The sequence below is a fragment of the Sphingobacterium sp. NPDC055431 genome (assembly GCF_053644255.1).
The window spans coordinates 133,924-160,846 of sequence record NZ_JBSHLH010000006.1; the positions used below are offsets into that span (position 1 = coordinate 133,924).

Annotated in this window: 21 protein-coding genes; 14 read left to right on the forward strand and 7 right to left on the reverse strand. The window is 41.4% G+C overall.

Annotated features, from left to right (window positions below; all coding sequences use genetic code 11):
• Positions 1-6 precede the first annotated feature (6 nt).
• Positions 7-3,246 (reverse strand): SusC/RagA family TonB-linked outer membrane protein, encoded by a 3,240-nt coding sequence (locus ACWIB3_RS08115; protein WP_454291335.1) that lies wholly within the window; start codon positions 3,244-3,246, stop codon positions 7-9.
• A gap of 387 nt (positions 3,247-3,633) precedes the next feature.
• Between ACWIB3_RS08115 and rplS the strand changes: the two genes are divergently transcribed.
• Positions 3,634-3,978, forward strand: coding sequence for a 50S ribosomal protein L19 (gene rplS, locus ACWIB3_RS08120; RefSeq protein ID WP_093098782.1), 345 nt, complete (start codon positions 3,634-3,636; stop codon positions 3,976-3,978).
• Between the two features lie 78 nt (positions 3,979-4,056).
• Here rplS and ACWIB3_RS08125 read toward each other — a convergent pair whose 3' ends face one another.
• Complete coding sequence (locus tag ACWIB3_RS08125; protein ID WP_454291336.1) at positions 4,057-5,046, reverse strand: potassium channel beta subunit family protein; 990 nt, start codon at positions 5,044-5,046, stop codon at positions 4,057-4,059.
• 240 nt (positions 5,047-5,286) lie between these two features.
• Here ACWIB3_RS08125 and ACWIB3_RS08130 point away from each other — a divergent pair, with 240 nt between their 5' ends.
• Together ACWIB3_RS08130 and yidC are read left to right on the forward strand one after the other, a co-directional pair.
• Entirely contained in the window at positions 5,287-6,897 is a 1,611-nt protein-coding gene (locus ACWIB3_RS08130; protein ID WP_185210656.1) for a CTP synthase, read from the forward strand.
• A 38-nt stretch (positions 6,898-6,935) separates the two neighbouring features.
• Positions 6,936-8,771 (forward strand): membrane protein insertase YidC, encoded by a 1,836-nt coding sequence (gene yidC, locus ACWIB3_RS08135; RefSeq protein WP_454291337.1) that lies wholly within the window; start codon positions 6,936-6,938, stop codon positions 8,769-8,771.
• A gap of 180 nt (positions 8,772-8,951) precedes the next feature.
• Here the strand turns inward: yidC and ACWIB3_RS08140 are convergent, their stop codons facing one another.
• On the reverse strand, positions 8,952-10,301 hold the full coding sequence (locus ACWIB3_RS08140; protein ID WP_454291338.1) for an acyl-CoA dehydrogenase family protein: 1,350 nt from the start codon (positions 10,299-10,301) through the stop codon (positions 8,952-8,954).
• A 236-nt stretch (positions 10,302-10,537) separates the two neighbouring features.
• Here ACWIB3_RS08140 and ACWIB3_RS08145 point away from each other — a divergent pair, with 236 nt between their 5' ends.
• The 10 genes from ACWIB3_RS08145 (at position 10,538) to ACWIB3_RS08190 (ending at position 19,327) form a co-directional block, all read left to right on the forward strand.
• A complete protein-coding gene (locus ACWIB3_RS08145; protein WP_185210662.1) occupies positions 10,538-10,756 on the forward strand; it encodes a hypothetical protein in 219 nt (72 codons plus the stop codon).
• Positions 10,757-10,970: 214 nt separating this feature from the next.
• A complete protein-coding gene (purB, locus tag ACWIB3_RS08150) occupies positions 10,971-12,320 on the forward strand; it encodes an adenylosuccinate lyase (protein WP_185210664.1) in 1,350 nt (449 codons plus the stop codon).
• 74 nt (positions 12,321-12,394) lie between these two features.
• Positions 12,395-12,949 (forward strand): NifU family protein, encoded by a 555-nt coding sequence (locus ACWIB3_RS08155; protein WP_093098771.1) that lies wholly within the window; start codon positions 12,395-12,397, stop codon positions 12,947-12,949.
• A gap of 491 nt (positions 12,950-13,440) precedes the next feature.
• Complete coding sequence (locus ACWIB3_RS08160; RefSeq protein WP_185210666.1) at positions 13,441-14,289, forward strand: transketolase; 849 nt, start codon at positions 13,441-13,443, stop codon at positions 14,287-14,289.
• 24 nt (positions 14,290-14,313) lie between these two features.
• Positions 14,314-15,267 carry a transketolase family protein gene (locus ACWIB3_RS08165; protein ID WP_185210668.1) on the forward strand — a complete coding sequence of 318 codons (954 nt, stop codon included), beginning with the start codon at positions 14,314-14,316 and terminating at the stop codon, positions 15,265-15,267.
• 6 nt (positions 15,268-15,273) lie between these two features.
• Complete coding sequence (locus tag ACWIB3_RS08170; protein WP_185210669.1) at positions 15,274-15,819, forward strand: RNA polymerase sigma factor; 546 nt, start codon at positions 15,274-15,276, stop codon at positions 15,817-15,819.
• Between the two features lie 34 nt (positions 15,820-15,853).
• Positions 15,854-16,789: a hypothetical protein gene (locus tag ACWIB3_RS08175; protein ID WP_454291339.1), complete on the forward strand. Its 936-nt coding sequence runs from the start codon at positions 15,854-15,856 to the stop codon at positions 16,787-16,789.
• Positions 16,789-17,220: a hypothetical protein gene (locus tag ACWIB3_RS08180; RefSeq protein ID WP_214648388.1), complete on the forward strand. Its 432-nt coding sequence runs from the start codon at positions 16,789-16,791 to the stop codon at positions 17,218-17,220. The genes ACWIB3_RS08175 and ACWIB3_RS08180 overlap by 1 nt, the downstream gene beginning before the upstream one ends.
• Before the next feature lie 118 nt (positions 17,221-17,338).
• Positions 17,339-18,526: an aspartate aminotransferase family protein gene (locus ACWIB3_RS08185; RefSeq protein WP_313260174.1), complete on the forward strand. Its 1,188-nt coding sequence runs from the start codon at positions 17,339-17,341 to the stop codon at positions 18,524-18,526.
• A 45-nt stretch (positions 18,527-18,571) separates the two neighbouring features.
• On the forward strand, positions 18,572-19,327 hold the full coding sequence (locus tag ACWIB3_RS08190; protein ID WP_254529689.1) for an SGNH/GDSL hydrolase family protein: 756 nt from the start codon (positions 18,572-18,574) through the stop codon (positions 19,325-19,327).
• Between the two features lie 172 nt (positions 19,328-19,499).
• On the opposite strand, the gene ACWIB3_RS08195 is transcribed toward ACWIB3_RS08190, so the two are convergent.
• Positions 19,500-20,684: a class I SAM-dependent rRNA methyltransferase gene (locus ACWIB3_RS08195; protein WP_454291340.1), complete on the reverse strand. Its 1,185-nt coding sequence runs from the start codon at positions 20,682-20,684 to the stop codon at positions 19,500-19,502.
• Positions 20,685-20,856: 172 nt separating this feature from the next.
• Here ACWIB3_RS08195 and ACWIB3_RS08200 point away from each other — a divergent pair, with 172 nt between their 5' ends.
• Positions 20,857-22,002: a TlpA family protein disulfide reductase gene (locus ACWIB3_RS08200; RefSeq protein WP_454291341.1), complete on the forward strand. Its 1,146-nt coding sequence runs from the start codon at positions 20,857-20,859 to the stop codon at positions 22,000-22,002.
• Positions 22,003-22,076: 74 nt separating this feature from the next.
• Here ACWIB3_RS08200 and thrC read toward each other — a convergent pair whose 3' ends face one another.
• Genes thrC through thrA form a run of 3 tightly spaced genes read right to left on the reverse strand, consistent with a single transcriptional unit; the run spans position 22,077 to position 26,860 of the window.
• A complete protein-coding gene (gene thrC / locus ACWIB3_RS08205; protein WP_454291342.1) occupies positions 22,077-23,384 on the reverse strand; it encodes a threonine synthase in 1,308 nt (435 codons plus the stop codon).
• Between the two features lie 16 nt (positions 23,385-23,400).
• Positions 23,401-24,393, reverse strand: a complete 993-nt coding sequence (locus ACWIB3_RS08210) for a homoserine kinase (RefSeq protein WP_254529681.1) — start codon at positions 24,391-24,393, stop codon at positions 23,401-23,403.
• Between the two features lie 19 nt (positions 24,394-24,412).
• Positions 24,413-26,860, reverse strand: a complete 2,448-nt coding sequence (gene thrA / locus ACWIB3_RS08215; RefSeq protein WP_454291343.1) for a bifunctional aspartate kinase/homoserine dehydrogenase I — start codon at positions 26,858-26,860, stop codon at positions 24,413-24,415.
• Positions 26,861-26,923 lie beyond the last annotated feature (63 nt).

Here is a 26,923-nt window from a genome sequence, read left to right on the forward strand (position 1 = left end):
GTTTTCTTAAAATGTAACCCCCAACTTAAGACCGATACTGCGAGATGAAGGCACTGAAGCTTGTTCAAAACCTACCCCACGGCTATCACTCGATACACCTCCTGTTTCAGGATCTATCCGCATAGTATTGGATTTATGTGTCCAAAGCAGTGCTAGATTGGAACCAATCAAAGACAGATTTACTCGTTTGATACCACGCATATTCTGTAGGTATCTAGAAGGAACATTGTATGAAAGATATGCTTCCCTTAGTTTCAGGAATGAACCATCAAAAACATAGGTCTGAGCAATACCACCGCTTTCAAACCAAGTCTGCGCGTCAGTTTCGATTGTATTTTCAACCCAGTTTCCGTTTGCATCCTGCATAACGAATTTTTCATCGGTCATCACATCTCTACCTGCCACGATCGCCTTTTCACGAATTCCGTTCTCGGCAGTGATGGATGCAACCCCAGCTGTATAAGAGTGGCTCATGGTTTGTGACCAGATATCACCTCCAACGCGTAGGTCAAACATAAAGCCCATGGAGAAGTCCTTGTACCTGAAATCATTTCGCCAACTGGCTAAAAACTTAGGCGTAGTATTTCCAATAATCTGTGCATTCTTATTCACTACCAAACCTCGGTTATTCACCTTGATCGCACCTTTCATCGGTCCGTCTTCAACGCGGTCATATCCCCCGCCAATCAACGAGCCCCAACGTTCGCCTTTACGGGCAACATTGGCTATACCCCAAGTCCATCCAATCTGATAAACATTTAAGTCCAGCTCTGGATAGAGTTCGATAACCTTACTGTTATCTTTGGCATAATTGATATAGGTCGTCCAATTAAAGCCCTCTTCTTTTCTAATCACATCTCCTCTTAATTGCACCTCAATACCTTTATTCTCAATTTCTCCAGCGTTTAGCAGCATGGAACTAAATCCAACCACATTGGAAGTCGTTACCGCCAAGATCTGATCTTTTGTTGATTTATAGTAGTATACGACATCGGCATGGATTCTATCATCCAAGAAACCGATCTCGGTACCGATCTCCCAAGTCCTGATTTGCTCTGGTCTTAGGTTTTCATTCGGGAACACCATCGAGCGAAACATCTGTGCTACCCCGCCAAATGCGTTGTTCTGTGGGTAGTAATATGCTCTATTCTGGTATGCTGTAGTACCCGCACCAATCTCTGCCCAGCCACCTCGGATTTTCCAAAAGTTCAACACACTATTTTTCAGACTCGGGAAACTACTCGTAGGCAACCAGCTCATACTGATGGAAGGATAAAAGAAATCATCCTTGATAGTGGAACTCCAATCATTTCTGGCACTCAAGTCCATATAGATCTGGTCTTTCCAGCCTAGGTTGGCAGTCGCAAAAACAGAATTCGAACGGACATGGCTATGGTCCATTGTGGTAACCGCATCACCGACCCTATTGGCAATGGTATATACTCCCAGAACCGTCAAAGCATCCGCTCCCATTACATTGGTTTCCCACATCAGGTTCCTGTAATTCGCTCCAGCAGATGCCAAAACGTTGAAATCGCCGAATTGCTTGTTGAAGGTTGCAATGAAATCGAGGTTTAATTCTGTATTGTCTGTCTTGCGGTCGCGGAATCCACCATAAGGAAAGGCACTGTTATAATAATTTTGCTCAAAGGCCTTTAAATTGTAATAATCCAGACCGGCACGTCCTTCGAATTTCAAGAATTCAAAAGGTTGGTAATACAAGGAACTCTTTCCGAAAAAACGATCCCTTTTGTAGGAGTTCGTATTCTCATAGATATTGAAATAAGGGTTCACATGATAATTGGTATTCCAGTTGTAATAGGTATAGTTTCCTTGTTCATCCCTTTGATCCCAATTGTCTTTTAGGCTTTGCATATTGATTTGCCTACCTGACCAGATAAATCCGTTCATCGGGTTGTTGCCATCATAACCTTGGTTCAAGATATTATCGCTCTCTGTACGGGTATAATTGGTGCTCACATCGAATGAAACTTTTTCTGAGATGCTAGTATTGTTGTTCAACTGCAGACTGTACCTTTTTTGGTCGGTATTCGGAACTGTACCATTTTGGTCCCTAAATGACAGGGAAGCACGAGTGCTCGATTTATCACTTTGGGCTAAAATGGAAAGGTTATGGTTCATCGAGAATCCAGGTTGGAAAAAGTCTCGGATATTATCTTTTTGAGAAACCCAAGGCGTAGGAGTCCGAACCCCATTATTCACCGGACTATCAAATTGCGGCAGTTTCAGCCCAACATCCAAACGCGGTCCCCATGATTCATCGAATCCATCCCATACCCCTGTTTGCCCTGTTCCATCCACATAGGCGAAACCTTTAGTCTGCGCATAATCTTGATAAGAGATCTTGCCATTCGTTGCCTGAAAGTCATTATAGTGTTTTTCATCACCATTATATCCTTGACCGTATATGTTTTGGACTTTTGGCAAGTAGGCCGCTTGGTCCACAGAGAAGTTACCATCATAGGATAACTGTATGCCTTTGTCACCTCGCTTACCTGATTTGGTTGTAATCAAGATTACACCATTACCCGCACGCATACCATATAAGGCAGCTGAACCTCCTTTAAGGACGGTTATTGTTTCGATATCTTCAGGATTGATATCGTTTATTCCTGATCCGTAATCGACACCAGAATAGGTATTATCTCCGGAACGCTGAGTATCATTGGAAATAGGCACCCCATCGACTACGATCAAAGGTTGCTGATCAGCCTTTACAGAGGAGTTTCCCCTTAAACTGATCCGGGATGACGCTCCTACTGTTCCTCCAAATTGATTGACCTGGACCCCTGCTACCTTTCCAGATAGTGCACTGGTCACATTCAACTGACCAGCTTGGGTCAGCTCTTTCGCCCCTACTTCCTGCACCGTATATCCCAAGGATTTCTTTTCCCTAGAAATACCTAATGCTGTTACTACGACTTCATCTAGCCCTTCGGTACTGGGATCCAGTATGATTTCTAGAGTGGTCTGATTTGATAAGTTGATAACTTTTCTGCTGTATCCCAAGGCTGAGACATTCAACTGTCCAGCTTGATCATAAGAGAGAGTAAATTCACCATTGGCACCGGTTTGAGTCGCAGTACCATTTTTCAATGCTAGTGTAACTCCTGGGATTGGTGCCCCGCTTTCGTCGACTACTCGGCCTTTAAGTTGTGTTTGAGCAAACAAAACGGTCGAGAAGAATAGACTAGCTGCCAAAGAGGTAATAAATCTTTTGTTCATCTAGTTAGTGTTTATTGGTTATTCAATTTCTGACCTCCTAATTTCCAAAGATTTAAGACAGCATAGTGACCGTATTATACCCTATTCCAACCGTATTTTAACCTTAACATTTAGATTTTAACCTTTCGGTAAACATTAGTGTAATCAAGAAAAACAGCGCCTAAAAAGCTCATTTATTGCGCTTTAGCCAGATCAAAAAATAATAATTTAAAAAACAGGTGGATATTCAGGAATAAATATGGAATTGGTTTATATTTTTTTTACTTTTGCAGGCATTCGACGAAATGTGGAATATTTTTAAAAAAGAATTTTCAAATATCAAAATAAAGCTGTAATATTGCATTCCGATTTTTACAGGTTAAATATCGTTATTAATTACTCAGAATCATGGATTTAGTAAAATTTGTAGAAGAACAAGCGGTAGTAAAAAATGAAAATCCCGCTTTCAAAGCCGGAGATACCATCAGCGTTCATTATAAAATTCGCGAAGGAAATAAAGAGCGTGTACAGGTGTACCAAGGTGTGGTAATTCAATTAAACAGCGAAGGAGCTAATGCTACTTTTACCGTTCGTAAAATCTCTAACGGTATTGGTGTAGAGCGTATTTTTCCTGTAAACTCTCCTAACATTGAGAAAATAGAAGTTAACAGCATTGGTAAAGTACGTCGCGCTAAATTATTTTATTTACGTGGTCTTACCGGAAAAGCTGCTCGTATCAAATCAAAAAGATAATCGAGAGACTTTAAAAATTATATTTAAGGGCTTCGCATTTGCAAAGCCCTTATTTATTTGCCCTTCAACCAAGCGCGCTTAATTCTGTATGACAACAGGCTTGGTTCCCATAATCTCATCAATCTTTTCTTTCACTTCTGCTGTAATCAGGGGAAGTACATCCAATGCTTTTAGGTTTTCGGTCAACTGACTTTCTTTGGTCGCTCCCAAGATTGCCGTTGTTACATTCGGATTGCTGATGCACCATGCTATGCATAAAGTTGGCAGTGAAACTCCAAGCTCATTGGCGAAAACTCCTAGCGCCTTCACCCTATTCAATTTATCATTAACGACAGCCTTATCCCGCAACCATTCATATCCTTCCAGGGACATTCTTGAACCTTCTGGAATGCCATCATTATATTTACCAGTCAAAAGCCCAGAAGCCAAAGGACTCCAGATGGTAGTGCCTATGCCAACATTTCTAAAGATTGGATCATAATCTACTTCAATCTTTCTTCTGTTGAACAGGTTATACTCAGGCTGTTCTACTGATGGACCTTCCATTCCTAGATCCCTGGCAATCATATGTGCCTCCATGATTTCAGCCGCAGACCATTCCGAGGTCCCCCAATAGAATATCTTTCCTTGTTGGATCAAAGTGTTCATCGTTCTGACTACCTCCTCAATGGGGACATTTTGATCAGGCCGATGACAATAATAAAGGTCCAGATATTCAACCTGCATCCTTTCCAAGGCTTCATGACAGGCTTCCATCAAATGCTTTCTGCTCAATCCATGTTGGTTCGGCTTCTTGTCTACGCCTTTCCAGCCAAAGTAAGCTTTGCTAGACAGGACATAGGACGACCTATCCCAGTTCAGCTTTTTCAAAACCCTGCCCATCATTTCCTCAGAAAGCCCAGCAGAATACACTTCAGCATTGTCAAAGAAATTTACGCCGGCCTCATAAGCCTGTGCCATCAGGCGCTCATTGGTGTTATCATCAGTTTGTCTGGCGAAAGTGACCCATGAGCCAAATGACAGCGCACTCAGCTGAAGGCCACTCTTTCCCATTCTTCTGTATTCCATATAATTTGATTTTTACCCTAAAGTTAGCAGAATTCCAATTCCACAACCATCTGTGGAAAGTAAAAAAACGACTAAATACCGTTCCAACTGATTGACTTTCGTTTCGTTAACCTCACAATTGGTTTCGAACGATTTTTTTTAGGCCTTATTTAATAAAAATTCGTACCTTTGTATCCCGTACATAGAGCAGATGAACGATGCTTTTTATCTAGGCATCTAAGTTAGAAATCCATTATTGTTATGACTAAATATATCTTTGTTACGGGCGGCGTAACTTCGTCGTTAGGGAAAGGAATTATTGCAGCTTCCCTTGCCAAGCTTCTCCAAGCACGTGGTTTAAAAGTAACCATCCAGAAATTTGACCCGTACATCAATATTGATCCAGGAACATTGAACCCTTATGAACATGGCGAATGTTATGTTACAGAGGACGGTGCAGAAACGGACCTTGACCTAGGTCACTACGAACGTTTCCTGAATGTCCCTACTTCCCAAGCAAACAACGTTACAACAGGCCGTATCTACAGCCATGTGATTGAACAAGAACGCGCTGGTGCCTACCTTGGCAAAACCGTTCAGGTCGTTCCTCACATTACGGATGAGATCAAACGCCGCATGTTGCTATTGGGTCAATCTGGTGAATATGATATCGTCATCACTGAATTGGGTGGTACCGTTGGTGATATCGAATCCCTACCTTTCATTGAGGCAGTACGTCAATTACGTTGGGAGTTGGGCAATAACGACTCTTTGGTAATTCACTTGACCTTGGTCCCTTACCTCGCTGCTGCTGGTGAGCTAAAGACCAAACCTACTCAACACTCCGTAAAAACATTATTGGAATATGGTGTTCAACCAGACATCTTAGTATGTAGGACTGAACACAAACTGAACAATGACATCCGTAAAAAGTTAGCTTTGTTCTGCAATGTAAACATCAATGCCGTAGTGGAATCTATCGATGCTCCTACAATCTATGATGTGCCATTGAATATGTTGAAAGAGCAATTGGACAAAACTGTTTTGGCGAAATTGAAACTTTCAACCAAGAATGAACCAGATCTAGAAAACTGGAAATCATTCCTAGGCAAATTGAAGAACCCAACAGACGAGGTGAACATCGGTCTTGTAGGAAAATATGTGGAACTTCCAGATGCCTACAAATCTATCGCGGAAGCCTTTATCCATGCAGGTGCTACCAATGAAACCCGCGTAAAAGTAAAATATATCGCCGCAGAAAGTGTCAACCAAGAAAACGTTGCTGAAAAACTGAAAGGTTTGGACGGTGTATTGGTAGCTCCAGGATTTGGAGAGCGCGGACTTGACGGAAAGCTAGAAACGATCCGTTACGTTCGTGAAAACAAAATTCCTTTCTTCGGAATCTGTTTAGGCATGCAATGTTCGGTTATTGAATTTGGAAGAAACGTATTGGGCCTAAAAGGTGCCAACAGCTTCGAAATGGATGAAAATACGCCACACCCAGTAATCAACTTGATGGAAGAACAAAAGAACATCAAAAACATGGGTGGAACCATGCGTTTGGGTGCTTATGATTGTGAAATCAAAAAAGGAACAAAGGCATACGGCGTTTATGGCAAGTCAAAAATTACTGAAAGACACCGCCATCGTTACGAATTTAACAATGCGTATCTAAAAGATTACGAAAAGGCCGGAATGATTGCCTCAGGTATCAATCCAAGCACTGGTTTAGTGGAAATCGTGGAACTAAGGGACCATCCTTTCTTTGTTGCTGGACAATTTCATCCAGAATTAAAGTCAACAGTGGTAAATCCTCACCCACTTTTTGTTAGCTTTGTAGCCGCTGCATTAACACATAAAAAATCAAAGTAGAGTTTAGACCTCTATATATTAATAGTAATTAATAAACAATGGATAGAAATAACATTCTAGGTTTCATCTTCATCTTTGCCATTTTGGCTGGATCCTTCTACTTCCTGAAGCCATCCGATGCCGAGATCAAAAAGGAACAACAACATCAAGATTCAATCAAAAGAGCAAAAGAAGGTTTGGCACCGATCAGCGACTCCTTAAAAGCTGCTACCACTACCACTCCTGCCGTTGCAGATTCTGTGCTGTTGAGCCAACCTTTTGGTTCTGCTTCCGTAGGTTCGGAGCAGATCGTTACGTTGGAAAACGAACTCCTTAAAGTAAACGTAAGCACCAAAGGTGGTCGTGTAAAATCAGTTGAACTTAAGGGTGAGACCAATTTTGACGGATCTAAACTTATCTTATTCGAAGGCAATGACAACCGTTTTGGCCTTGAATTCAATATCCCTGGAAAGGCTGTAAAAACGAATGACCTGTTCTTCCAAGCCCAAGGAGCTAGCTTCTCGGTCGCTGGACAGGACGCCAAATCATTGACCATGCGCCTTTCATATGCTGCAGACAAATACATTGATTATATCTATACCTTAAAAGGCAATGATTACAACGTTCAGTTTGACATCAAAACCGTTGGAATCGGAAGCTTGGTGGATGTAAGCTCGAATAAAATGTTATTGAACTGGGAAACCACTTTAATGCAAAAAGAGCGTAACGTAAAGTCTGAACGTGAGAAGTCGGGAATCTTCTATAAAGAAGTAGACGGTTCTGTAGACCATCTTTCAGAAACTAGCGATGATGAAGAGAAATTAGAAAAGAAAGTATCTTGGATTGCTTTCAAACAACACTTCTTCTCTAGCATCCTGACCAGCAAAGAAGGTTTCGTAAATGCAGACCTTAAATCTACCTTGATCACTCAAGACAGTGTGGTAAAACATTACCGTGCTTCCACTGAACTGGCATTAAACAAACAAAATGAAAGCCTTCATGGCTTCAGCTTCTTCTTCGGTCCTAACCAATACAAAACGTTAAAGGCTGAAGGGAATGGTTTCGACAAAATCATTAATATGGGCTGGGGACCAATGGGCTGGATCAATAAATTCATCACCGTTCCTATCTTCGATTTCTTAGATGGTTTCAACATGAACTATGGTATCGTGATCTTGATCCTTACCTTGTTCCTTAAACTCCTAATGTTCCCATTAACCTACAAGTCTTACCAATCTATGGGTAAAATGCGTGTGTTAAAACCTCAGTTGGACGAGATCAAAGCAAAAGTTGGTGATGACAATCCAATGTTATTGCAACAGGAACAGATGAAGCTTTACAAACAAGCTGGAGTAAACCCACTTGGCGGATGTCTTCCTCTATTGCTTCAGATGCCTTTCACCTTAGCATTCTTCTTCTTCTTCCCGAACTTGTTCGAATTACGTGGAGAAAGCTTCATGTGGATCAAAGACCTATCAACATACGATGCACCGATCACCTTTGCACCTCTTCCTTTATTAGGTGTAGACCACATCTCGTTCATGTGTATCTTGATGACCTTGACAACCTTGTTGACCACTTGGTACAACAACTCCACATCAGGAGCTGTAAACAACCAAATGAAATACATCGGGTACATCATGCCATTGGTATTCTTCTTTGTACTGAATAGCTTCCCAGCAGGTCTGAACTATTACTACTTCCTGTCTGCGGTTCTTACCTTCTTAACCCAAGTGATCATCCGTCAATTCGTAAACGACGACAAGATCCTTGCAGGTATCGAAGCAAACAAAAAGAAACCAGCATCTGAAAAGAAACAATCCTCCTTCCAAAAGAAAATGGAAGAAATGATGAGAGCTCAACAAGCCGCTCAACAGAATAAGGACAAAAAATAAAACAACAATCCCCGGTCAGAAAAAACCGGGGATTGTTGTTTTATAGTATTGAGATGTGAGAATTGAGATATGAGATATCAACCGTAATAACTATTTTATTAGTACTGAGATGTAAGTACTGAAATTTGTGATTCAACACATTCTATCTCAAATCTCCTATCTCATATCTCACATCTCCCTTTACACAAAAGCACTAAATCCCGTAATACTTCTTCCAACGATCAAGGAATTGATTTCTTTGGTTCCTTCGTAAGAGTAGATAGCTTCGGCGTCTGCAAGGAAGCGAGCTACGTTATACTCCAATAGGATACCGTTTCCGCCCATTACCTCGCGGGCCTTGGATACGATATCGCGCATGCGAAGGGTACAGAAGACCTTGGCCAAGGAAGCATGTTCATCTCTAAGTTTTTCGTCGTCCTGTAATTCCGAAAGACGGAAAACCAGCGTTTGCATGGCGGTCAGATTGGACAACATTTCAACCAGGTGGTTTTGGATCAACTGGAAGGAAGCGATGGGTTTACCAAATTGTTCTCGCTTGATGGTATAGTCCAATGCATTTTCATAGGCTCCACGAGCACATCCAACAGCCATCCACGCCACTCCAGCCCTCGTCATCTGAAGCACCTTGGCCGTATCCTTGAAGGAATTGGCATAAGGCATACGATCTGATTCCGGAACAACACAATCTGTCAAGGTGATCAGGCCATTCTGCACAATGCGCAAGGCCATCTTATCCTTGATCTTCTCTACGGCAAAGCCAGGATTCTCCTTGCGGACAATAAAACCTTTCACCTGTTGGTCATCCAGGTCCCTTGCCCAGATTATGGTGATATCCGAAAAGGTAGAGTTACCTATCCATTTCTTTTGACCGTTCAATATCCAATTATCTCCATCACGTTTACAGGTCGTGGTCAAACCACCAGCTGTCGCAGAACCCACCAAAGGTTCCGTCAAGCCGAAAGCACCAATCTTGTTCAGCTGTTGCATGGCCGGCAACCATTCATTTTTCTGCTCATCCGAACCACACATATAGATAGACCCCATGGCCAAACCGCTCTGTACACCCAGGAAGGTAGCAATGGAAGGATCGACGCGGCCGAATTCAGTGGCAATAATACCATCCATAAGGGAAGTACCACCTGCACAGCCATAACCATCATAAACATAACCACAGACATTGAGTTCCCTCAACTTGGGAATGATCTCGAAAGGAAATTCATCATGTAACCAATATTTATTGACGATGGGCTGTATTTCAGTTTCCAGGAAGGTCCTGACTTTCATCTGCAGGGCTCTATCCTCTTCCGAAAGTTTTGCCGATATATCATAAAAGTCAGCATTGATTGGAGGTGGATCTTTTTTCTTTTTACTTCCAGTCAACATTTTCATGGCCATTTTGAGCTGATTTTCGTCCATTTTCGAAACAGCACCCAAAACTTCCGCCAAATCCACTTTCTTCGATATCTTATCCAATTGCTCTAAATCCACTGATTTCATGAGTTTTAGGATGTTCTGTAGTCTTTCTAGCATAGTATTCTTTTAAAAATTTAACAGAAATATAACAATTTTTGTTTTTTCTTGTTGCAAATCAGCAAAACAGTAGTATATTTGCGCTGCCTTAAGGAAAATATTTAAAATCAAACGACTGAAAATCAAAAGGTTCAATAAAAATTTTAAAAAAACATCTTTTCTTGGGTTACCTTTTTAGGTATTGGGTATTAAGAATTAAATAAACAAATTTGTTTCAACTAAATAGAAAATTAAAAATGAAAAATTTATTCAAATTCGGATTCTTAGGTTTAGCATTAACTATCGGTGTTGCTTCTTGTAACAACGCAGAAACTAAAACTGAAGCTACTGCTGACTCTTTGTCAAACGTTGTAGATTCAACTACTGAAAACGTAGCTGATTCATTAGAAAATGTTGCTGATTCAGTTCGTGCAACTGGTGATTCTATCGCTGATTCTTTGAAAAACGTTCAATAATCCGAACAGATTTTAAAAATACATCAAGAGCTCGTTTAAGAAACGAGCTTTTGTTGTTTTAGGGCTTTTTTAGACATCAGACAACAGACATCAGACAACAGAAAACTCTCCGTCTATTAAAAGCTAAATCAAAACAGTACCCTGTCTTGTGTCTTATGTCTTGTGTCTTATGTCTAATATTTCTTATTTTTGCATCCGTACTAAAGAAAATAAAATGACTTTATCCCCATTGACTGCAATCACACCCATTGATGGCAGATATTACAATACCACCAAAGATCTATCGAATTACTTCTCAGAGTTCGCATTAATAAAATACCGTGTCTTAGTTGAAGTAGAATACTTTATCGCGCTCAGTGAATCAGGTATTCCGCAATTGAGCCATTTTGATGGTAGCTTAAATGATAAGTTACGTGATATCTACAAAAACTTCAGTTTGGAAGATGCGCAATGGATTAAGGATACAGAAAAGGTAACGAACCATGATGTGAAAGCCGTGGAGTACTTCCTGAAAAATGAATTTGAGAAATTAGGTCTGCATGACTCCCTCGAATTCATCCACTTTGGCTTGACATCCCAGGACATCAATAATACCGCAATCCCGCATTCCTGGAAGGATGCCCTGAAAGAGGTTTACCAACCTGCCATCAGCGAATTGCTGGAGGAATTGAAAAAACTGAGTGCAGAATGGGAGAATGTTTCCATGTTGGCCCGTACACACGGACAACCTGCCTCTCCTACCCGTTTAGGAAAAGAAATCAAAGTATTTGTAGAACGTATCGAAAAACAGTTGCACCTGTTGAACCAAGTTCCATTCTCAGCTAAGTTCGGCGGAGCAACTGGAAACTTAAACGCGCACCATGTTGCCTACCCAAATCATGATTGGGTGGCCTTCGGCAATAAATTCGTTAACGAAACATTGGGCCTTGATCGATCGCAAACCACTACCCAAATTGAACACTATGATAACTTCGCTGCCAGCTGCGATGGCTTAAAGCGAATCAACAATATCATTATCGACCTTTGTCGTGATGTATGGACCTATATCTCCATGGATTACTTCAAACAAAAGATTACTGCAGGACAGATTGGTTCCTCAGCGATGCCACATAAGGTAAACCCTATCGATTTTGAAAATGCTGAAGGAAACCTAGGCTTGGCAAATGCGGTATTGGAACACCTGGCAGCAAAACTTCCAATCTCCAGATTACAGAGAGACCTGACCGACTCCACTGTTCTCAGAAACATCGGCGTTCCATTCTCCTATACCTTGATCGCAATCAAATCTACTTTGAGAGGATTGAGGAAATTGATCTTGAACGAAGCAGCCTTCCAAGCCGACCTTGAAAACAACTGGGCCGTGGTAGCAGAAGCAATCCAAACCATATTGAGACGCGAAGGCTATCCAAAACCTTACGAGGCATTGAAGGACCTGACCCGCACCAATACCCACGTGACCAAGGACACGATTGCGGCATTTGTGGATCAGTTGAATGTTACAGAAGAGGTGAAAGAAGAGATCAAAGCCATCTCTCCAAGCAATTACACGGGCGTAAAGCTGTAAGCTTTTACGAAGTAATGACGCTTAGCAATAGGTATTAACAGTATATTTGTGTTTTTATTTTACAATTAATATTCATGGCAACGATTAACGTATATACAGAAAGCACCCCAAATCCAGCAACAATGAAGTTCTTGGTCAACAAACTGTTGATCAACGGAAGCTTGGATTATCCAGATAGAGAAAAAGCACAGGAATCTGCTTTTGCAAAGGAACTGTTCAAGTTCAACTTTGTAAATGGCGTTTTCTTCGCCAGCAATTTCGTTACCATTACCAAGACTGAAGATGCAGAATGGGATGATATCGAAGCCTTATTGAAAGAATTCGTTAAGGGAGCTGTAGAATCTGAATTGGCAGTGAAACCTGTTGAACATTCAGAAGACGTAGTCTTTGAAGGAAATGATGTAGAAATAAAAATCCAACAGGTATTGCACGACTATGTTCGCCCAGCGGTAGAACAGGACGGTGGTGCTATTGCCTACAAATCCTTTGACAATGGAACAGTTACCGTGGAACTCCGCGGATCGTGTTCAGGTTGCCCATCTTCAACCATTACCTTAAAAGCCGGAATCGAAGGTTTATTGAAGCGCATGGTCCCTGAAGTGGAGGAAGTGGTAGCAAATGCAATGTAATATAGAACAGAAAGTATTTAGTAGTTAGTATTTAGACCTTGTTTGAAGGGATTTAGATTTTAAGTATTAATAAACTGAGTCAAAAATTATAGGGAAGAGTTGCCTGAAAGGGCGACTCTTTTTTTGTGGCATTTGGTTCCAAAATGGACAAAAAATGTGGCATGGGCTTCGGGAATACTTTTACCCATATTCGAGACATATTCGGAAAATTCAAAACATGTCTCGAATAAGAGCAAATTAAGGCTCGGATGCTTTGGTAGATGACAATCGGAATTTTAGGTTTTAGTTATTCTAAACCATTCCAAAAATATGCGTATATTCAGAGCAGGTCAATTGACAGCCTAGACTTTAAATTTTCAGATAAATGTTAATTGTGGACAAAATTCCTTTGGAACCGTTGGTTACGGTCTAAATAATTCAGCTTTTTCAAGGGCACTCCATTAAAAATCACTAACTTTATCGGCAAAATAATCGAAACTTTATACTTTAAAATGAGTGCAGATATAAACAAATTAGAACAGATCGCTTCGCAAGTAAGAAGAGACATTGTTCGTATGGTGCATGCATGCCAATCAGGACACCCAGGGGGATCATTGGGTTGTACTGACTACTTTGTGGCCTTGTACTTTCACGCGATGAAAAATGACCCATCTTTCAACATGGATGGCATTGGTGAAGATATTTTCTTCTTGTCTAACGGTCACATCTCTCCAGTTTTCTACAGTACATTGGCTAGAGCTGGTTATTTTCCAGTGAGCGAATTAGCTACTTTCAGAAAAATCAACTCTCGTCTTCAAGGTCATCCGACTACACATGAGCACCTTCCAGGAATCCGTATCGCTTCAGGTTCTTTAGGCCAAGGTCTTTCAGTGGCTATCGGTGCAGCACAAGCTAAAAAGTTGAACAAAGACAACAATTTGGTTTATGTATTGATGGGCGACGGTGAATTGCAAGAAGGTCAGGTTTGGGAAGCTGCTATGTACGCGCCTCACAATAAAGTAGACAATTTGATCGCAGCAGTGGATTACAACCGTGCGCAGATCGATGGTTCAACTGATGATGTATTGTCATTAGGAAACCTACGTGCTAAATGGGAAGCTTTTGGATGGGACGTATTGGAAGTGAACAAAGGTAATGACATGGCATCTGTAATTGCTGGATTGGACGAGGCTAAATCTCGTACTGGAAAAGGCAAACCAGTGATCATCTTATTGCACACTGAAATGGGTTCAGGTGTTGATTTCATGATGGGCTCACACAAATGGCATGGAGTTGCTCCAAACGACGAGCAATTAGAATCTGCTTTAAACCAAATCCCTAGAACCATAGGCGATTATTAATCACTGTTTACGATAGTATTTGTAATGAAAAAATATACATACACAGAATCAAAAGATACACGTTCAGGTTTCGGTGCTGGTTTATTGGAAGCTGGCCAGAAAAATGAGAACGTAGTAGCCTTATGTGCTGACTTGATCGGTTCATTGAAAATGAACGACTTTATAAAAGCTTATCCAGAGCGTTTCTTCCAAATTGGTATTGCGGAAGCGAACATGATGGGTATCGCTGCTGGTCTTACCATTGGAGGTAAGATTCCTTTTACTGGAACTTTTGCCAACTTCTCAACTGGTCGTGTTTATGACCAAATTCGTCAATCAATTGCGTACTCAGGCAAGAACGTTAAGATCTGTGCTTCACACGCTGGTTTGACTTTAGGAGAAGATGGTGCTACTCACCAGATCTTGGAAGATATCGGTCTGATGAAAATGTTGCCTGGTATGACGGTGATCAATCCATGTGACTACAACCAAACAAAAGCGGCTACTGTTGCGTTAGTAGACCATGAAGGTCCTGTTTACCTTCGTTTCGGACGTCCAGTAGTTCCTAACTTCACTCCTGCTGACCAAAAATTTGAGATCGGCAAAGCGGTGATGTTAAATGAAGGTACCGATGTTACGATCGTAGCAACAGGTCATTTGGTTTGGGAAGCGATCCAAGCGGGTGAAGAATTGGAGAAATTAGGCATCAATGCTGAAATCATCAATATCCACACCATTAAACCATTGGATGAAGAAGCGATCCTAAAATCAGTGACCAAAACAGGCTGTGTGGTTACCGCTGAAGAGCACAACCGTCTTGGCGGTCTTGGCGATAGCGTGGCGCAATTATTGGCACAGAAATTACCTACTCCACAGGAGTATGTTGCAGTGAACGATAGCTTCGGCGAGTCGGGAACTCCAGCTCAATTGATGGAAAAATACGGTTTAAATGCTGCAAATATTGTTAATGCAGTACGTAAAGTCATTACAAGAAAATAACAATCTATGGAAGATTCCCTGATAATAGCAAAGTTTGCGGATGAAAAAACTCGTGAAGAGGCATTCCGCTTATTGCTTAAAAAATATCAGCAAAAGATTTATTGGCATGTCAGACGTATGGTCATTGACCACGACGATGCCGATGATGTTGTACAAGATATCTTTATCAAAGTATGGCGCAATCTTGAGAAATTCAGGGAAGATTCGCAATTGTATACTTGGTTATACCGCATTGCTACCAATGAGTGTATCACCTTTTTGAACAAGAAAAAGCAAAAGCAGAGTGTTTCATTGGATGATGATAGCTCTGCTTATCTTGCCGACTCCTTGGCAGACGGTGCCTATTTCAATGGTGACAAGGCACAAATGAAATTACAGCAAGCTCTTTTGATCTTGCCGGACAAACAAAGGCTGGTCTTTAACATGAAATATTTCGAGGACATGAAGTACGAAGAGATATCCGAGGTGTTAGGAACCAGTGTCGGAGCCTTAAAAGCTTCGTACCACTTAGCAGTTAAAAAAATAGAGAACTTTTTTGCCTCAAACGATTAAACCTTTTGCCGCAAAAACTATCTATTATGGTACTATGAAAGAAAATAACACATATTACGAAAACTTAGGAGGCAACCAACTACCTAACTCGTTGCGTGTCAACCCTTTCATTGTACCTGAAAATTACTTTGAAAAGCTAACCGAAAGAAGTCTGTTCTTCGCTAAACTTGATCAAATTTCAGACACAGGAAAAGTAGGATTGAGCACTCCAAATGGATTCTTTGAACAACAAGAGTCCCAACTGTTAGGTCAGATCAAGATCGACCAGTACAGAGATGCTGAAAACTTCAGTGTGCCTGAGCAGTATTTTGATCAATTGAGTGAGCAGATCCTTGGCCAAGTCCACATAGACGGGGTCAGAGAAATGGAAGAAACAGAAGTTCCTGCTGGTTACTTTGATAACTTGACTGCTCGTATTCTAGACAGAATTGAAGAAGAAGAGTTAACGCTAGAGATAGCTGAACCAGGATTTACCGTTCCTGAGGGTTATTTTGAAGAAGCTGATGATCAAATCATGGCTTCAATCTATACCGAAGAATTGAAATCTAAAGTTCAGGCAGATGGGTTTGAAGTACCTGCGGGTTATTTCGATCAGCTGTCAACCGCTATCCTTGACAAAGTTCAGGACAAGAAGATCATTCAATTGCCTTCACGTAATGAGTCTGAAACTTCAGTTTCTGGGAAGAAAAGAAAAGTGTATGCTTGGTTGAGCTCGGCCGCTGCAGCCTGTGTAGCCGCAGTGATCGGGGTATCTGTTTACAATGCAGAATACAACCAACCCATGCAAGCGGAAAAGGTGTCGTTGAATGAAATTCCAGAAGATGAAATTATCAACTACCTTTCCAATTACAGTGATGCTTCTGACCTAGAGTACTATGCAGAGTACATCTATCAGCCAGAGGAAGCACTAAATGTGGGGGAGGGAATCGATAAGGAAGTTTTAGAAGATTACTTAAATTATAATTTATAATGATTCGTTTAAAACATATTATTTCAACGCTCTGTTTGATTTGGATAGCTTGTTTTGTTGCGAATGGACAGTCACGCCAAGAAAGATTTGAAGCAATTGAGAAGCAGAAGGCGGCTTATATTACCAAACAACTGAGATTAACTCCAACCGAAGCACAGCAATTCTTTCCACTGTACAATCAGTACTCGAAAGAAATCAGAGGTGTCAAGTCAAAGAAATCGCAAGGTCACAGCAACAGTGGCAATCGCGGCAATTCCTTCAGACCCGGCAATGATGTAATAGAATACGATGCGCAGGAAGTGGATATCAAGAAAAAATACCGGTCCAAGTTCGCCGATGTCCTCGGGCAATCCCGAGCATCTCAGTTCTTTGCCGTAGAACAAGAATTTATAGAGTTGCTGTACAAAGAACTGAACAGCAGAAGACATTAAAGAAAGAAGCCCTAGGGCTTCTTTTTTTATGCGCTATTATAATAAGGCTGTAAATTCACGGTCCTTCCCTTCTTAAAGGTTCATGAAAGTTTTTGTTTATGCCTATCTTTGCCACATCATGATAAGTAATAGAGAACTCTTCCTAAAGAACACTGCCCAAACCTCAGATTCACCAAGATTGCTAGAAATCGACCGTGCTGAAGGTATATATCTATATGGGCCAAATGGAGAGAAATATATGGACCTGGTGTCTGGTTTCAATGTCAGCAATATTGGCCATCGACATCCCCAAGTTTTAAAAGCAATCCAGGAACAGCTGGACCGTTTTATGCACGTGACGGTTTATGGTGAGTTTGTCCAAGCCCCACAGGTGCTGTTAGCTACGGAACTATTAGAAGTCTTGCCTGACTCCTTCCAATCGGTTTACTTTACCAATTCGGGAGCGGAGGCTGTAGAAGGTTCGATGAAAGTGGCCAAGAAATTCACCGGTCGCAGGGAAATCATCGCTGCCAAACAGGCCTACCATGGCAGTACGCAAGGCGCCTTGAGCCTTATCGGCAATGATGAATATCGTGTAGCCTATGCCCCACTCCTTCCTGAGATTTCCTTTATTGAATACAATAACCTGCCTGACCTGGATAAGATCAGCGATAAGACAGCAGCGGTCATCGTGGAAGCCATTCAAGGGGAAGCCGGTGTTCGGGTACCTAGCAAAGAATATATGCAAGCCCTGCGCAAGAAATGCACGGAATCTGGAGCGCTCCTGATATTCGATGAAATACAGACTGGATTCGGTAGGACAGGGAAATTATTTGCCTTTGAACATTTTGGTATCGTACCGGATATCCTGATGTTGGCTAAAGGTATTGGTGGCGGAATGCCCTTAGGTGCTTTTGTAGCCCCAAAGGAAATGATGGACGTGATCAAATCAAACCCGATGCTTGGTCATATCACCACCTTTGGCGGCCATCCGGTGAGCTGTGCTGCAGCAAGGGCATCCCTGAAGGTGATACAAGAGGAAAAGCTTGTTGAATCGGTAGAGCGCAAGGCCAATCTGTTTAGGGCGGAGCTCAAAATTCCGCAAATCAAGGAAATCCGTGGCTTGGGACTGATGATGTGCCTGCAACTGGACAACTTTGACCAAGTCTACCAAGTGAGCAATTATTGTGCATCCAAAGGCTTGATCATTGACTGGTACCTACATTGTGAAACGGCATTGCGCATTGCCCCTCCATTGACGATCAGTGAGGAAGAAATCATCCAATCCTGCAAAATAATTAAGGAAGGGATTGAAAAATTCTGTTAGAATAGCTAAATTGCTGTAACACTATCAACCTATTTAATCATAAAAATGGAGAACAGAAGAGACTTTTTAAAGAAAAGCTTGTTGACATTGGGAGCAGCCGGCTTAGGAACATCATTCGCAAACGCCATAGATTTTTCTACGGGTGCTAAGGCTAAACTGAGCATCAACCAAGGGGATGTCATCCTCTTTCAAGGTGACTCGATTACCGATGCAGGCAGAAATAAGGAAAACCTGAACCCTAACGATGGCAATGCTTTTGGAAACGGCTATGCTTTTATGGCAGCAAGTACCCTTCTTAATAAATATGCCGACAAAGATATCAAGGTCTATAATCGCGGAATCAGTGGAAACCGTGTTCCTGACCTAATCAATCGCTGGCAAAAGGATGCATTGGACCTAAAACCCAATATCCTGAGCATTATGATCGGTGTAAACGACTTCTGGAGAACCATGGATAGTGGCGCAAAAAATTCGCCTGAGCAATATAAAGCGCAGTATAAAGAGTTGCTGGACAAAACCAAAGCAGCCCTTCCTGATGTAAAATTGATTATCATCGAACCTTTTGGTGTCAAGAACGTAAAGCATGTTACGGATGCTTGGTTTCCTGAGTTTCCAAAATACCTGAACGCAGCCAAAGAAATCGCTCAAGAATATGGCGCTATCTTTTTGCCCTACCAAAGCATCTTTGACCAAGGCCTGAAAAGAAACAGCAACGGCGGCTACTGGACCACCGACGGTGTACATACCACGATGGCCGGTGCCAACCTGATGGCCGAATCTTGGCTTAAATTGATAAAATAAAAAAAACTCGCCTCAGATAAACTGAGGCGAGATTTTTTTATTTTAGACATAAGACAATGGACAAAAGACATAAGACCTTTTCTATTGTCTAATCTATACTTCCCTCAATTATAAATAGAGCCAAATTTCGCTATACTGATCTAAAGTCTGGTGTCTCCTGTCTAATGTCTCTCTATAGCACCCTAACCAACAAACCTTTCAGATACTCACTTTCTGGGAATGAAGCACGGACAGGATGGTCTTCGGGTTGGCAATATTGATAGATAAATTGGATTTCTTTACCGGCGTCTAGAGCGGCCCAAGCGATGACCTGTTTGAAGGTATCGATGTCCATGGCTCCTGAGCAGGAAAACGTAGCCAGAAGGCCTCCGCTATTAAGAAGCATAAGCCCGCGTCTATTCAGGTCTTTGTACGCTCGGGAAGCTTTTTCTAAAGCAGACCTTGTTGGTGCATATTTTGGTGGATCTAAAACGATGACATCAAACTTCTCCCCCTGCTCCCCCAATTCCCTCAGGTATTTATTGACATCAGACTGTACAGCGGTATGTTTGCTGCTATCAAATCCATTGAGCTTGATATTGTTCTTTAAGGTTTCGATAGCCAGTCCTGAGCTGTCAACAGAAGTAATGGAGCTCGCACCTTCGCGAAAGGCATTCAGGGTAAACCCTCCAGAGTAACTAAAGCAATCTAACATCTTCTTATCCTTTGCATAACTCGCCGTAATGGCTCTATTTTCGCGTTGATCGCAATAAAAGCCAGACTTCTGCCCTTCTACGATATTGACTTGATAATGTATACCATTTTCAATGACATCAACGAATTCAGGAGGTACGGTTCCAAAAAGAAGACCATTGGTATCAGGGAGCCCTTCATATTCTCTAGACTTCAGGTCACTGCGCTCATAGATCCCTTTGGGTTGTAATAACTGAACGAGCTGATCGACGATAATATCCTTTACTTTTTCAATTCCTGCGGAATGAACCTGTACGGAAATAAAGTCGGCATATTTATCGGCTATCAATCCTGGAAGGAAGTCGGCCTCTGCGAAGATCAATCGAACGGTATTGTTGCTATCGTGCAATAAGCTCAAACGGTTATTGACCGCTTTGCTTACCCGATTGCGCCACCATTGTTCAGTGATCTCCTGACTAGGGTCCCATTCCAATAAGCGGACCGCAACCCTCGAGTTACCATTGTATATACCGTAGGCAATAAATTCATCTTCCATGTTGTAGACAGAAACGATATCTCCATTTTGCGGTTTGCCCAGGGCAGCTGAGATTGCACCGGAAAAGACCCATGGATGTAATTGCCAAGCGGCTTTATCCTTTCCTTTATTCAGGATTATTTTATTCATGAATGCAAAAATAAATAGAATTGAAAGAAATTAATTCATCATGGAATAAAAAACTTTGAATAACAGACTCCCTTTCATGATTTTTATCATCTTCTTTTCTTACCGTTGGAACCTTTATTCTCTTTCAACATTTATTTTCATTATATTCATAACAACCACTAATAAACATCTTATGAGACTTTTCATCACTATCTTCCTATTTATTTCGATTTTCTTTCAATCCCTTTCTGCACAAGAGGTAACCATCAAAGGCACGATCAGCAACTTTGGCGACAGCATAAAGTATGTTCACCTATCCAGTTTTAATGGTTTTCAAGTGCATAAATTGAGTAACAATACTTTTGAATTTAAGATCCCTGGTGAATTGCCTAAGGAACAGGTAAACCATTCTTTCTTTGTACTGAGCAAAAATGAATATCCAACATTCGATGAGTTACATGATGAATTGTTAAATAGAAAGGAAATTACCTATGAAAGAGATGCATTGCCTATAATCGTGGATAATAATAACATGATAATAACCTTAGATGCAAAAGAGAAAAAAGCATCTGTAGAGGATAGTGAATTGAATAAGCAACTAGCTGAAATGAATGCTCTCCGAGAACAACAAAGGGAGAAATATAAGAAAAAGGAGGCCTCATTAGAAGAGATTACAGAATGGGGATTTAATGAAAAGATCAATGCACTAAATAAATACCCAAATTCCTTATTGACGGTTGAATACTTAGGAAATTTCTTAACGAATCCGTTTATGTCTACAGGCTTTCCAGAATTATCGCCGAAGCATTTGGAGCAAATCGAGGAACTAATAGCCAAAGTTAAGGAGCAAGACCTCTCTCAGAACAAAATCAATGAGCTGCAGAATCAATATGATATGGTAGACCATAAGAATAAATTGATGACTAATATAGATTTTCCTTTACTAAAGTTAAGTAACCTCAAGAATGAAAAACTCAATATCAAAGATTTATACAAGGAAGCAGACTATATCGTTATTGATGTTTGGGCAACATGGTGCGTTCCTTGCCTTCAACAGCATCCTGAATATGAAAGGATTGCAGGTACAAGTAAAAAGAACATCAAATTTATTGGGCTCTCCATTGATCAAAAAGAAGATGTTTGGAAAAACCACCTAGCCAAAGAACCAAAGAAATATGATAATTTTTGGTTAGATAAGTCAGAAGTAAAGGTTTTGGAAGATTCTTTGTCCGTACAAAGCTACCCTACCTATATGATCATCAATACAAAGACTGGGAAATTGGCGAAAATCAGGTTCCCTTTAGATAAGCTGGAAGAACTATTGGCAACTCTGGAATAACTTGCTTTATTAGAATAAAAAAAGGATCAATGCGATATTCTTGAATTGATCCTTTTTTGCATGTATAGAAGATATTAATTGTTCTCTATCAAGTAAGCCTTGAAGGCGTCGTAATCTACTTTCAACTCTACTGCCAGCTTTGGTTTGCCTTGCAGCTTCTCAGCACCCTCTGGTAGTTTAACTTCTTTATAGACCTCCTCTGAAATCGCTTCTGGGAACTTACAAGGATGTGCCGTGGATAGGAACACCGAAGCATATTCGCCAGGATGATCTTTCCTGTAGGCTTCGGACGCTAGGTAAGCAATCGCTGTATGCGGACAGGCCACATATTTGAACTTCTCATACAGCTCATCCATTCCTTTTGTGGTTTCTTCGTCATTGTAGGTGTATGAACTGATTATTCCCTGCAATTCCGAAAGATTATTATGGAATAGGTCTTGGATACGGACCCAATTACTTGGGTTTCCAACATCCATGGCATTTGCCAAGGTCTGAACGGAGGCTTTTGGCTCGTACTGACCTGATTTCAAGAAACGTGGCACCGTATCATTGACATTCGTACCTGCCACGAAATGCGAAACCGGTAATCCCATCTTATAGGCCAATAAGCCCGCTCCAATATTCCCAAAGTTTCCACTAGGTACGGTGAAGACCACTTCTTGCATACCCTGAGCTTTCAACTGCGCATAGGCCCAGAAATAATAGAAGGTCTGCGGAATCAATCTGGCAATATTGATAGAATTCGCGGAAGTAAGCCTTAGTTTTTTGTTCAGCTCAGGATCATTGAAAGCCTGCTTAACCAAGGCTTGGCAATCATCAAAGGTGCCTTCCACTTCCAATGCCCGGATGTTTTGGCCATTGGTAGTCAATTGTTCTTCCTGAACCTTAGAGACCTTGCCCTTTGGGTATAGTATGGTCACTCGGGTACCTTCGACGCCAAGGAAGCCTAAAGCCACAGCCCCACCGGTATCACCAGAGGTGGCTACCAATACGTCTAACAGTTGTTCGCCTTGTTTTGAGTAGTATCCCATAACACGGCTCATAAAACGAGCACCAAAGTCCTTAAAAGCATAAGATGGTCCATGGAAAAGCTCCAACACCGCAGTATCAGGACTTAAAAACCGTAATGGTGCATCAAAATTGATAGCGTCATTGATGATAGCCTTCAAGTCTTTCTCAGGAATATCATTCCCGATAATCGCATTGGCTATCTGAAAGGCAATCTCCTGAAAGGAGTATTGCTGTATATTTTTAATGAAAAAAGGATCTAGGCTTGGGATATTCTCCGGCATATAAAGTCCCTTATCTTGAGGAAGGGAATTAAAAACTGCCTCTTGAAAGGATACGCGTAGATCTTTATTGTTAGTACTATAGAATTGCATTGTAATAAGTTTAGGTTTAAGAAAGAATTTTGGGTCCTTCCGCATTGACTGCAGAGACAAACTGTAAGCTATCGATACCATTAGCTGTCAAATGCTCTTGAATGCGGTCTACCGCCAATTGAGCAGCCTCAGCACCCTTGCTGATAGCAACCACGGAAGGTCCGGAACCCGAGATCCCAAAGCTTAGCACGCCAGCTTCCATCGCTATGCGTTTCATTTCATAGAATTCAGGTATCAAGATCGCCCGCGTAGGTTCGATCAATACATCATGCATACTTCTGCCGATCAAGTCATAATCACTACGGTATAATCCTGCCACAAGACCTGCTATATTGCCCCATTGATTAACCGCATCTTTTAAGGATACTTTTTCCTTGATCAATTGCCTTGCGTCCCTTGTCGGAACATCCACTTGTGGAAACACAATACCAGCTACTAAATCTTCTGGTACAGGCAGATTGATGATATCTAGGGGTTCATAACCTCTGATCAAGGTAATACCACCCATCAGAGCAGGAGCAACATTATCGGCATGGCCATGACCACAGGCCAATCGTTCACCCTCTACACAGAAAGGCATCAGCTCATTCTTGGTCAAAGGATTCCCCAAAAGGGCATTTATGGCAAACAAACCTGCCACCGTACTCGCCGAACTAGAACCTAATCCACTTCCAATAGGCATGTGCTTGATCAGGTCGATTTCTACGCCGACTTCATCTTCAAGCCCTAAATGGCTCAACAACATCTTGACACATGCGCTCACGGTATTCTTATCAGGGTCTAATGGCAAACGTCCATCGTCTCCTTGGATGGAGCGAATCCGAACTCCAGACTCTTTCACCCGTTGCATATAAACCTCATCTCCAGGTTTATCTACGGCAAAACCCAATATATCAAAGCCACAGATCATATTTGCTACCGTTGCTGGAGCAAACACCCGTACTTCTTTTAACCATTTATCTGGATTCAATATGTTTCCCTTATTTACTAATTGTTCAGGATTTGACATGATTTCTATTGTTTTAGAATTAAGCTCCGACGTTTACTAAATCTGCGAACACCCCTCCAGCGGTAACTTCCGCCCCAGCACCAGGACCTTTTACCACCAATGGACGTTCTTTATATCTTTCCGTCGTAAATGAAATAATATTATCGCTTCCTGATAAGGCATAGAATGGATGGCTCTCATCGACCATTTGCAAACTGATTGCAACTTTACCATTCTCTAATGTACCGATGTATCGAATTACCTTACCTTGCTTTTCTGCTTCTTCTTTCAAACTATTGAAGTAATCATCAGCTTTTAACAGCTCTGCATAGAATTCATCTACGGAATCTGCTTTTAAGCAGCTTTCTGGAAGAATATTACCCAATTGAACATCTGTAGACTCAATCGGATATCCAGCATCCCTACCCAAGATCAACATCTTACGCATAAAATCGATCCCTCCTAAATCATCACGGGGATCAGGCTCTGTAAATCCTAACTCCTGCGCTTTCTTAACTACATCGTAGAATGAAGCATCTCCCTTGAAATTATTAAAGATATAGGAGATGGTTCCAGATAGGATAGCCTCTATCTTCAACAAGCGGTCGCCACTCATCATCAAGTCCTTAAGAACCCTAACGATCGGCAGGCCAGCACCAACATTGGTTTCATAGAAGAAATCTACACCATGCTTTCTAGCCGTCTCATGCAATAGTTTATATTGAGCATAATCTCCAGAGTTTGCGATCTTATTACAGGTTACAATTGAGATATTCGCCTTAAAGATATTTTCATAATAGGTTGCGGGCAATTTACTCGCCGTATTGTCGATAAACACACAGTTTGGTAGGTTCATCTCCTGCATCTTTGCGATAAAGGTTGCTAAATCCGCCACTTCACCGTTAGCATCCATTTCTTCTTTCCAATTGCCAAGGTCTATTCCATCGGCATTGAAATACATCCTTCTGGAATTAGAAATACCTACTACTTTGACTTCTATATCATTTTGTTCTTCCAAGAAAGCGTGCTGTTTATGTAATTGGCTGAACAAAGTAGAACCAATATTGCCTGTTCCAATATTGAACACATGAAGCGTTTTCTTTAACTCGGCAAAGAAGGCATCATGTACTGCGTTCAGCGCCTTAGAAAGGTCTTCCTTATTGATGATGACTGAAATATTGAATTCTGAAGAGCCTTGAGCAATTGCACGCACATTGATACCATTACGTCCAAGCGCATGGAATAACTTACCCGACATGCCAGGCGTACGTTTCATGTTCTCCCCTACGATTGCCAAGATGGATAGGTCACTTTCCACAACTGGCAGGGATAACTTATTGGCCAAAAGCTCTAGTTCGAATTCATTCTGGATAAGCTCAACGGCCTTTTGCGAATCACTTGGATTTACAGCAAAAGTGATACTGTGCTCGGAAGAAGATTGCGTAATCAAGATGACGTTAATCTGCTCCCTAGCCAATAAGGTAAACAGACGACCACTGAATCCGGACTTACCAACCATTCCACTACCCGTAAGGTTAATTACCGACACATCGGAAATCGAAGAGATACCTTTGATCGGAAAACCTGACTTTCCAGTCTCAAACTGGATTACCGTTCCAGGGAATTTAGGTTGAAAGGTGTTGCGGATTACAATCGGAATCTTTTTCATAAAAGCCGGAACCATCGTTGGAGGATAGATGACTTTCGCTCCAAAATAAGAAAGCTCCATAGCTTCAGTATAGGAAAGGACAGGCAACGAAAAAGCTTTCTTAACAATTCTAGGGTCTGCGGTCAACATCCCGTTCACATCTGTCCAGATCTCAATTGCTGAAGCATTCAGCACCGAACCGAAGATGGCAGCGGTATAATCTGAACCACCACGCCCTAAAGTTGTAATCCTGCCTTTATCATTAGAACCGATGAATCCAGTTACAAATAGGAGTTTATCGGCATGTGTTTGAGAAAGTGCTTGGATTAATTGTGCAGTAAGCGGTTCGTTGAGGTGGGCATTTCCAAAATTGGAATCTGTTTTAATATAGTGGGATGCGTTGATGTATTCTGCTTCGGGGACTTCCTGTTCCATGATCTTGGCGACCAAATAATTACTGCAGCGTTCGCCATAAGAGATGATCAGGTCTTTGCTCTGATTACTAAGTTCCTTTAAAGCGGTAACCCCTTGCAGCAGGTCTTCCAATTCATTGACCAAGAGTTTCAATCTTGTTAACACGGGATTTTGAAACTTCACGGCAATTAATTTTTTGACCACTTCAAAGTGTTTCTCTTCCAAGAGTTTCAGATCCTCGGCAAAAGGCTTACCTTCCGCTGCATCTTCAGCCATTTTTGTCAACAAGTTGGTGATTCCTGACATCGCTGACAACACGACCAATGGCTTTTCTCCAGCTTCGTAAGATTCCTTTACGATGGCTAATACTGCTTTGATACTTTCTACGGAACCTACGGATGTCCCGCCAAATTTTAGAATTTTCATGCTTTCTTGCTCTGTTTATTTACTGTTTGTTTTATCGGAAATAAAAAAAGCCTTCCTCAAAAG

Coding starts and splice junctions, on each gene's coding strand:
- ACWIB3_RS08115 (WP_454291335.1), bottom strand. CDS start 3,246: ATGAACAAAAGATTTATTACCTCTTTGGCAGCTAGTCTATTCTTCTCG.
- rplS (WP_093098782.1), top strand. CDS start 3,634: ATGGATTTAGTAAAATTTGTAGAAGAACAAGCGGTAGTAAAAAATGAA.
- ACWIB3_RS08125 (WP_454291336.1), bottom strand. CDS start 5,046: ATGGAATACAGAAGAATGGGAAAGAGTGGCCTTCAGCTGAGTGCGCTG.
- ACWIB3_RS08130 (WP_185210656.1), top strand. CDS start 5,287: ATGACTAAATATATCTTTGTTACGGGCGGCGTAACTTCGTCGTTAGGG.
- yidC (WP_454291337.1), top strand. CDS start 6,936: ATGGATAGAAATAACATTCTAGGTTTCATCTTCATCTTTGCCATTTTG.
- ACWIB3_RS08140 (WP_454291338.1), bottom strand. CDS start 10,301: ATGCTAGAAAGACTACAGAACATCCTAAAACTCATGAAATCAGTGGAT.
- ACWIB3_RS08145 (WP_185210662.1), top strand. CDS start 10,538: ATGAAAAATTTATTCAAATTCGGATTCTTAGGTTTAGCATTAACTATC.
- purB (WP_185210664.1), top strand. CDS start 10,971: ATGACTTTATCCCCATTGACTGCAATCACACCCATTGATGGCAGATAT.
- ACWIB3_RS08155 (WP_093098771.1), top strand. CDS start 12,395: ATGGCAACGATTAACGTATATACAGAAAGCACCCCAAATCCAGCAACA.
- ACWIB3_RS08160 (WP_185210666.1), top strand. CDS start 13,441: ATGAGTGCAGATATAAACAAATTAGAACAGATCGCTTCGCAAGTAAGA.
- ACWIB3_RS08165 (WP_185210668.1), top strand. CDS start 14,314: ATGAAAAAATATACATACACAGAATCAAAAGATACACGTTCAGGTTTC.
- ACWIB3_RS08170 (WP_185210669.1), top strand. CDS start 15,274: ATGGAAGATTCCCTGATAATAGCAAAGTTTGCGGATGAAAAAACTCGT.
- ACWIB3_RS08175 (WP_454291339.1), top strand. CDS start 15,854: ATGAAAGAAAATAACACATATTACGAAAACTTAGGAGGCAACCAACTA.
- ACWIB3_RS08180 (WP_214648388.1), top strand. CDS start 16,789: ATGATTCGTTTAAAACATATTATTTCAACGCTCTGTTTGATTTGGATA.
- ACWIB3_RS08185 (WP_313260174.1), top strand. CDS start 17,339: ATGATAAGTAATAGAGAACTCTTCCTAAAGAACACTGCCCAAACCTCA.
- ACWIB3_RS08190 (WP_254529689.1), top strand. CDS start 18,572: ATGGAGAACAGAAGAGACTTTTTAAAGAAAAGCTTGTTGACATTGGGA.
- ACWIB3_RS08195 (WP_454291340.1), bottom strand. CDS start 20,684: ATGAATAAAATAATCCTGAATAAAGGAAAGGATAAAGCCGCTTGGCAA.
- ACWIB3_RS08200 (WP_454291341.1), top strand. CDS start 20,857: ATGAGACTTTTCATCACTATCTTCCTATTTATTTCGATTTTCTTTCAA.
- thrC (WP_454291342.1), bottom strand. CDS start 23,384: ATGCAATTCTATAGTACTAACAATAAAGATCTACGCGTATCCTTTCAA.
- ACWIB3_RS08210 (WP_254529681.1), bottom strand. CDS start 24,393: ATGTCAAATCCTGAACAATTAGTAAATAAGGGAAACATATTGAATCCA.
- thrA (WP_454291343.1), bottom strand. CDS start 26,860: ATGAAAATTCTAAAATTTGGCGGGACATCCGTAGGTTCCGTAGAAAGT.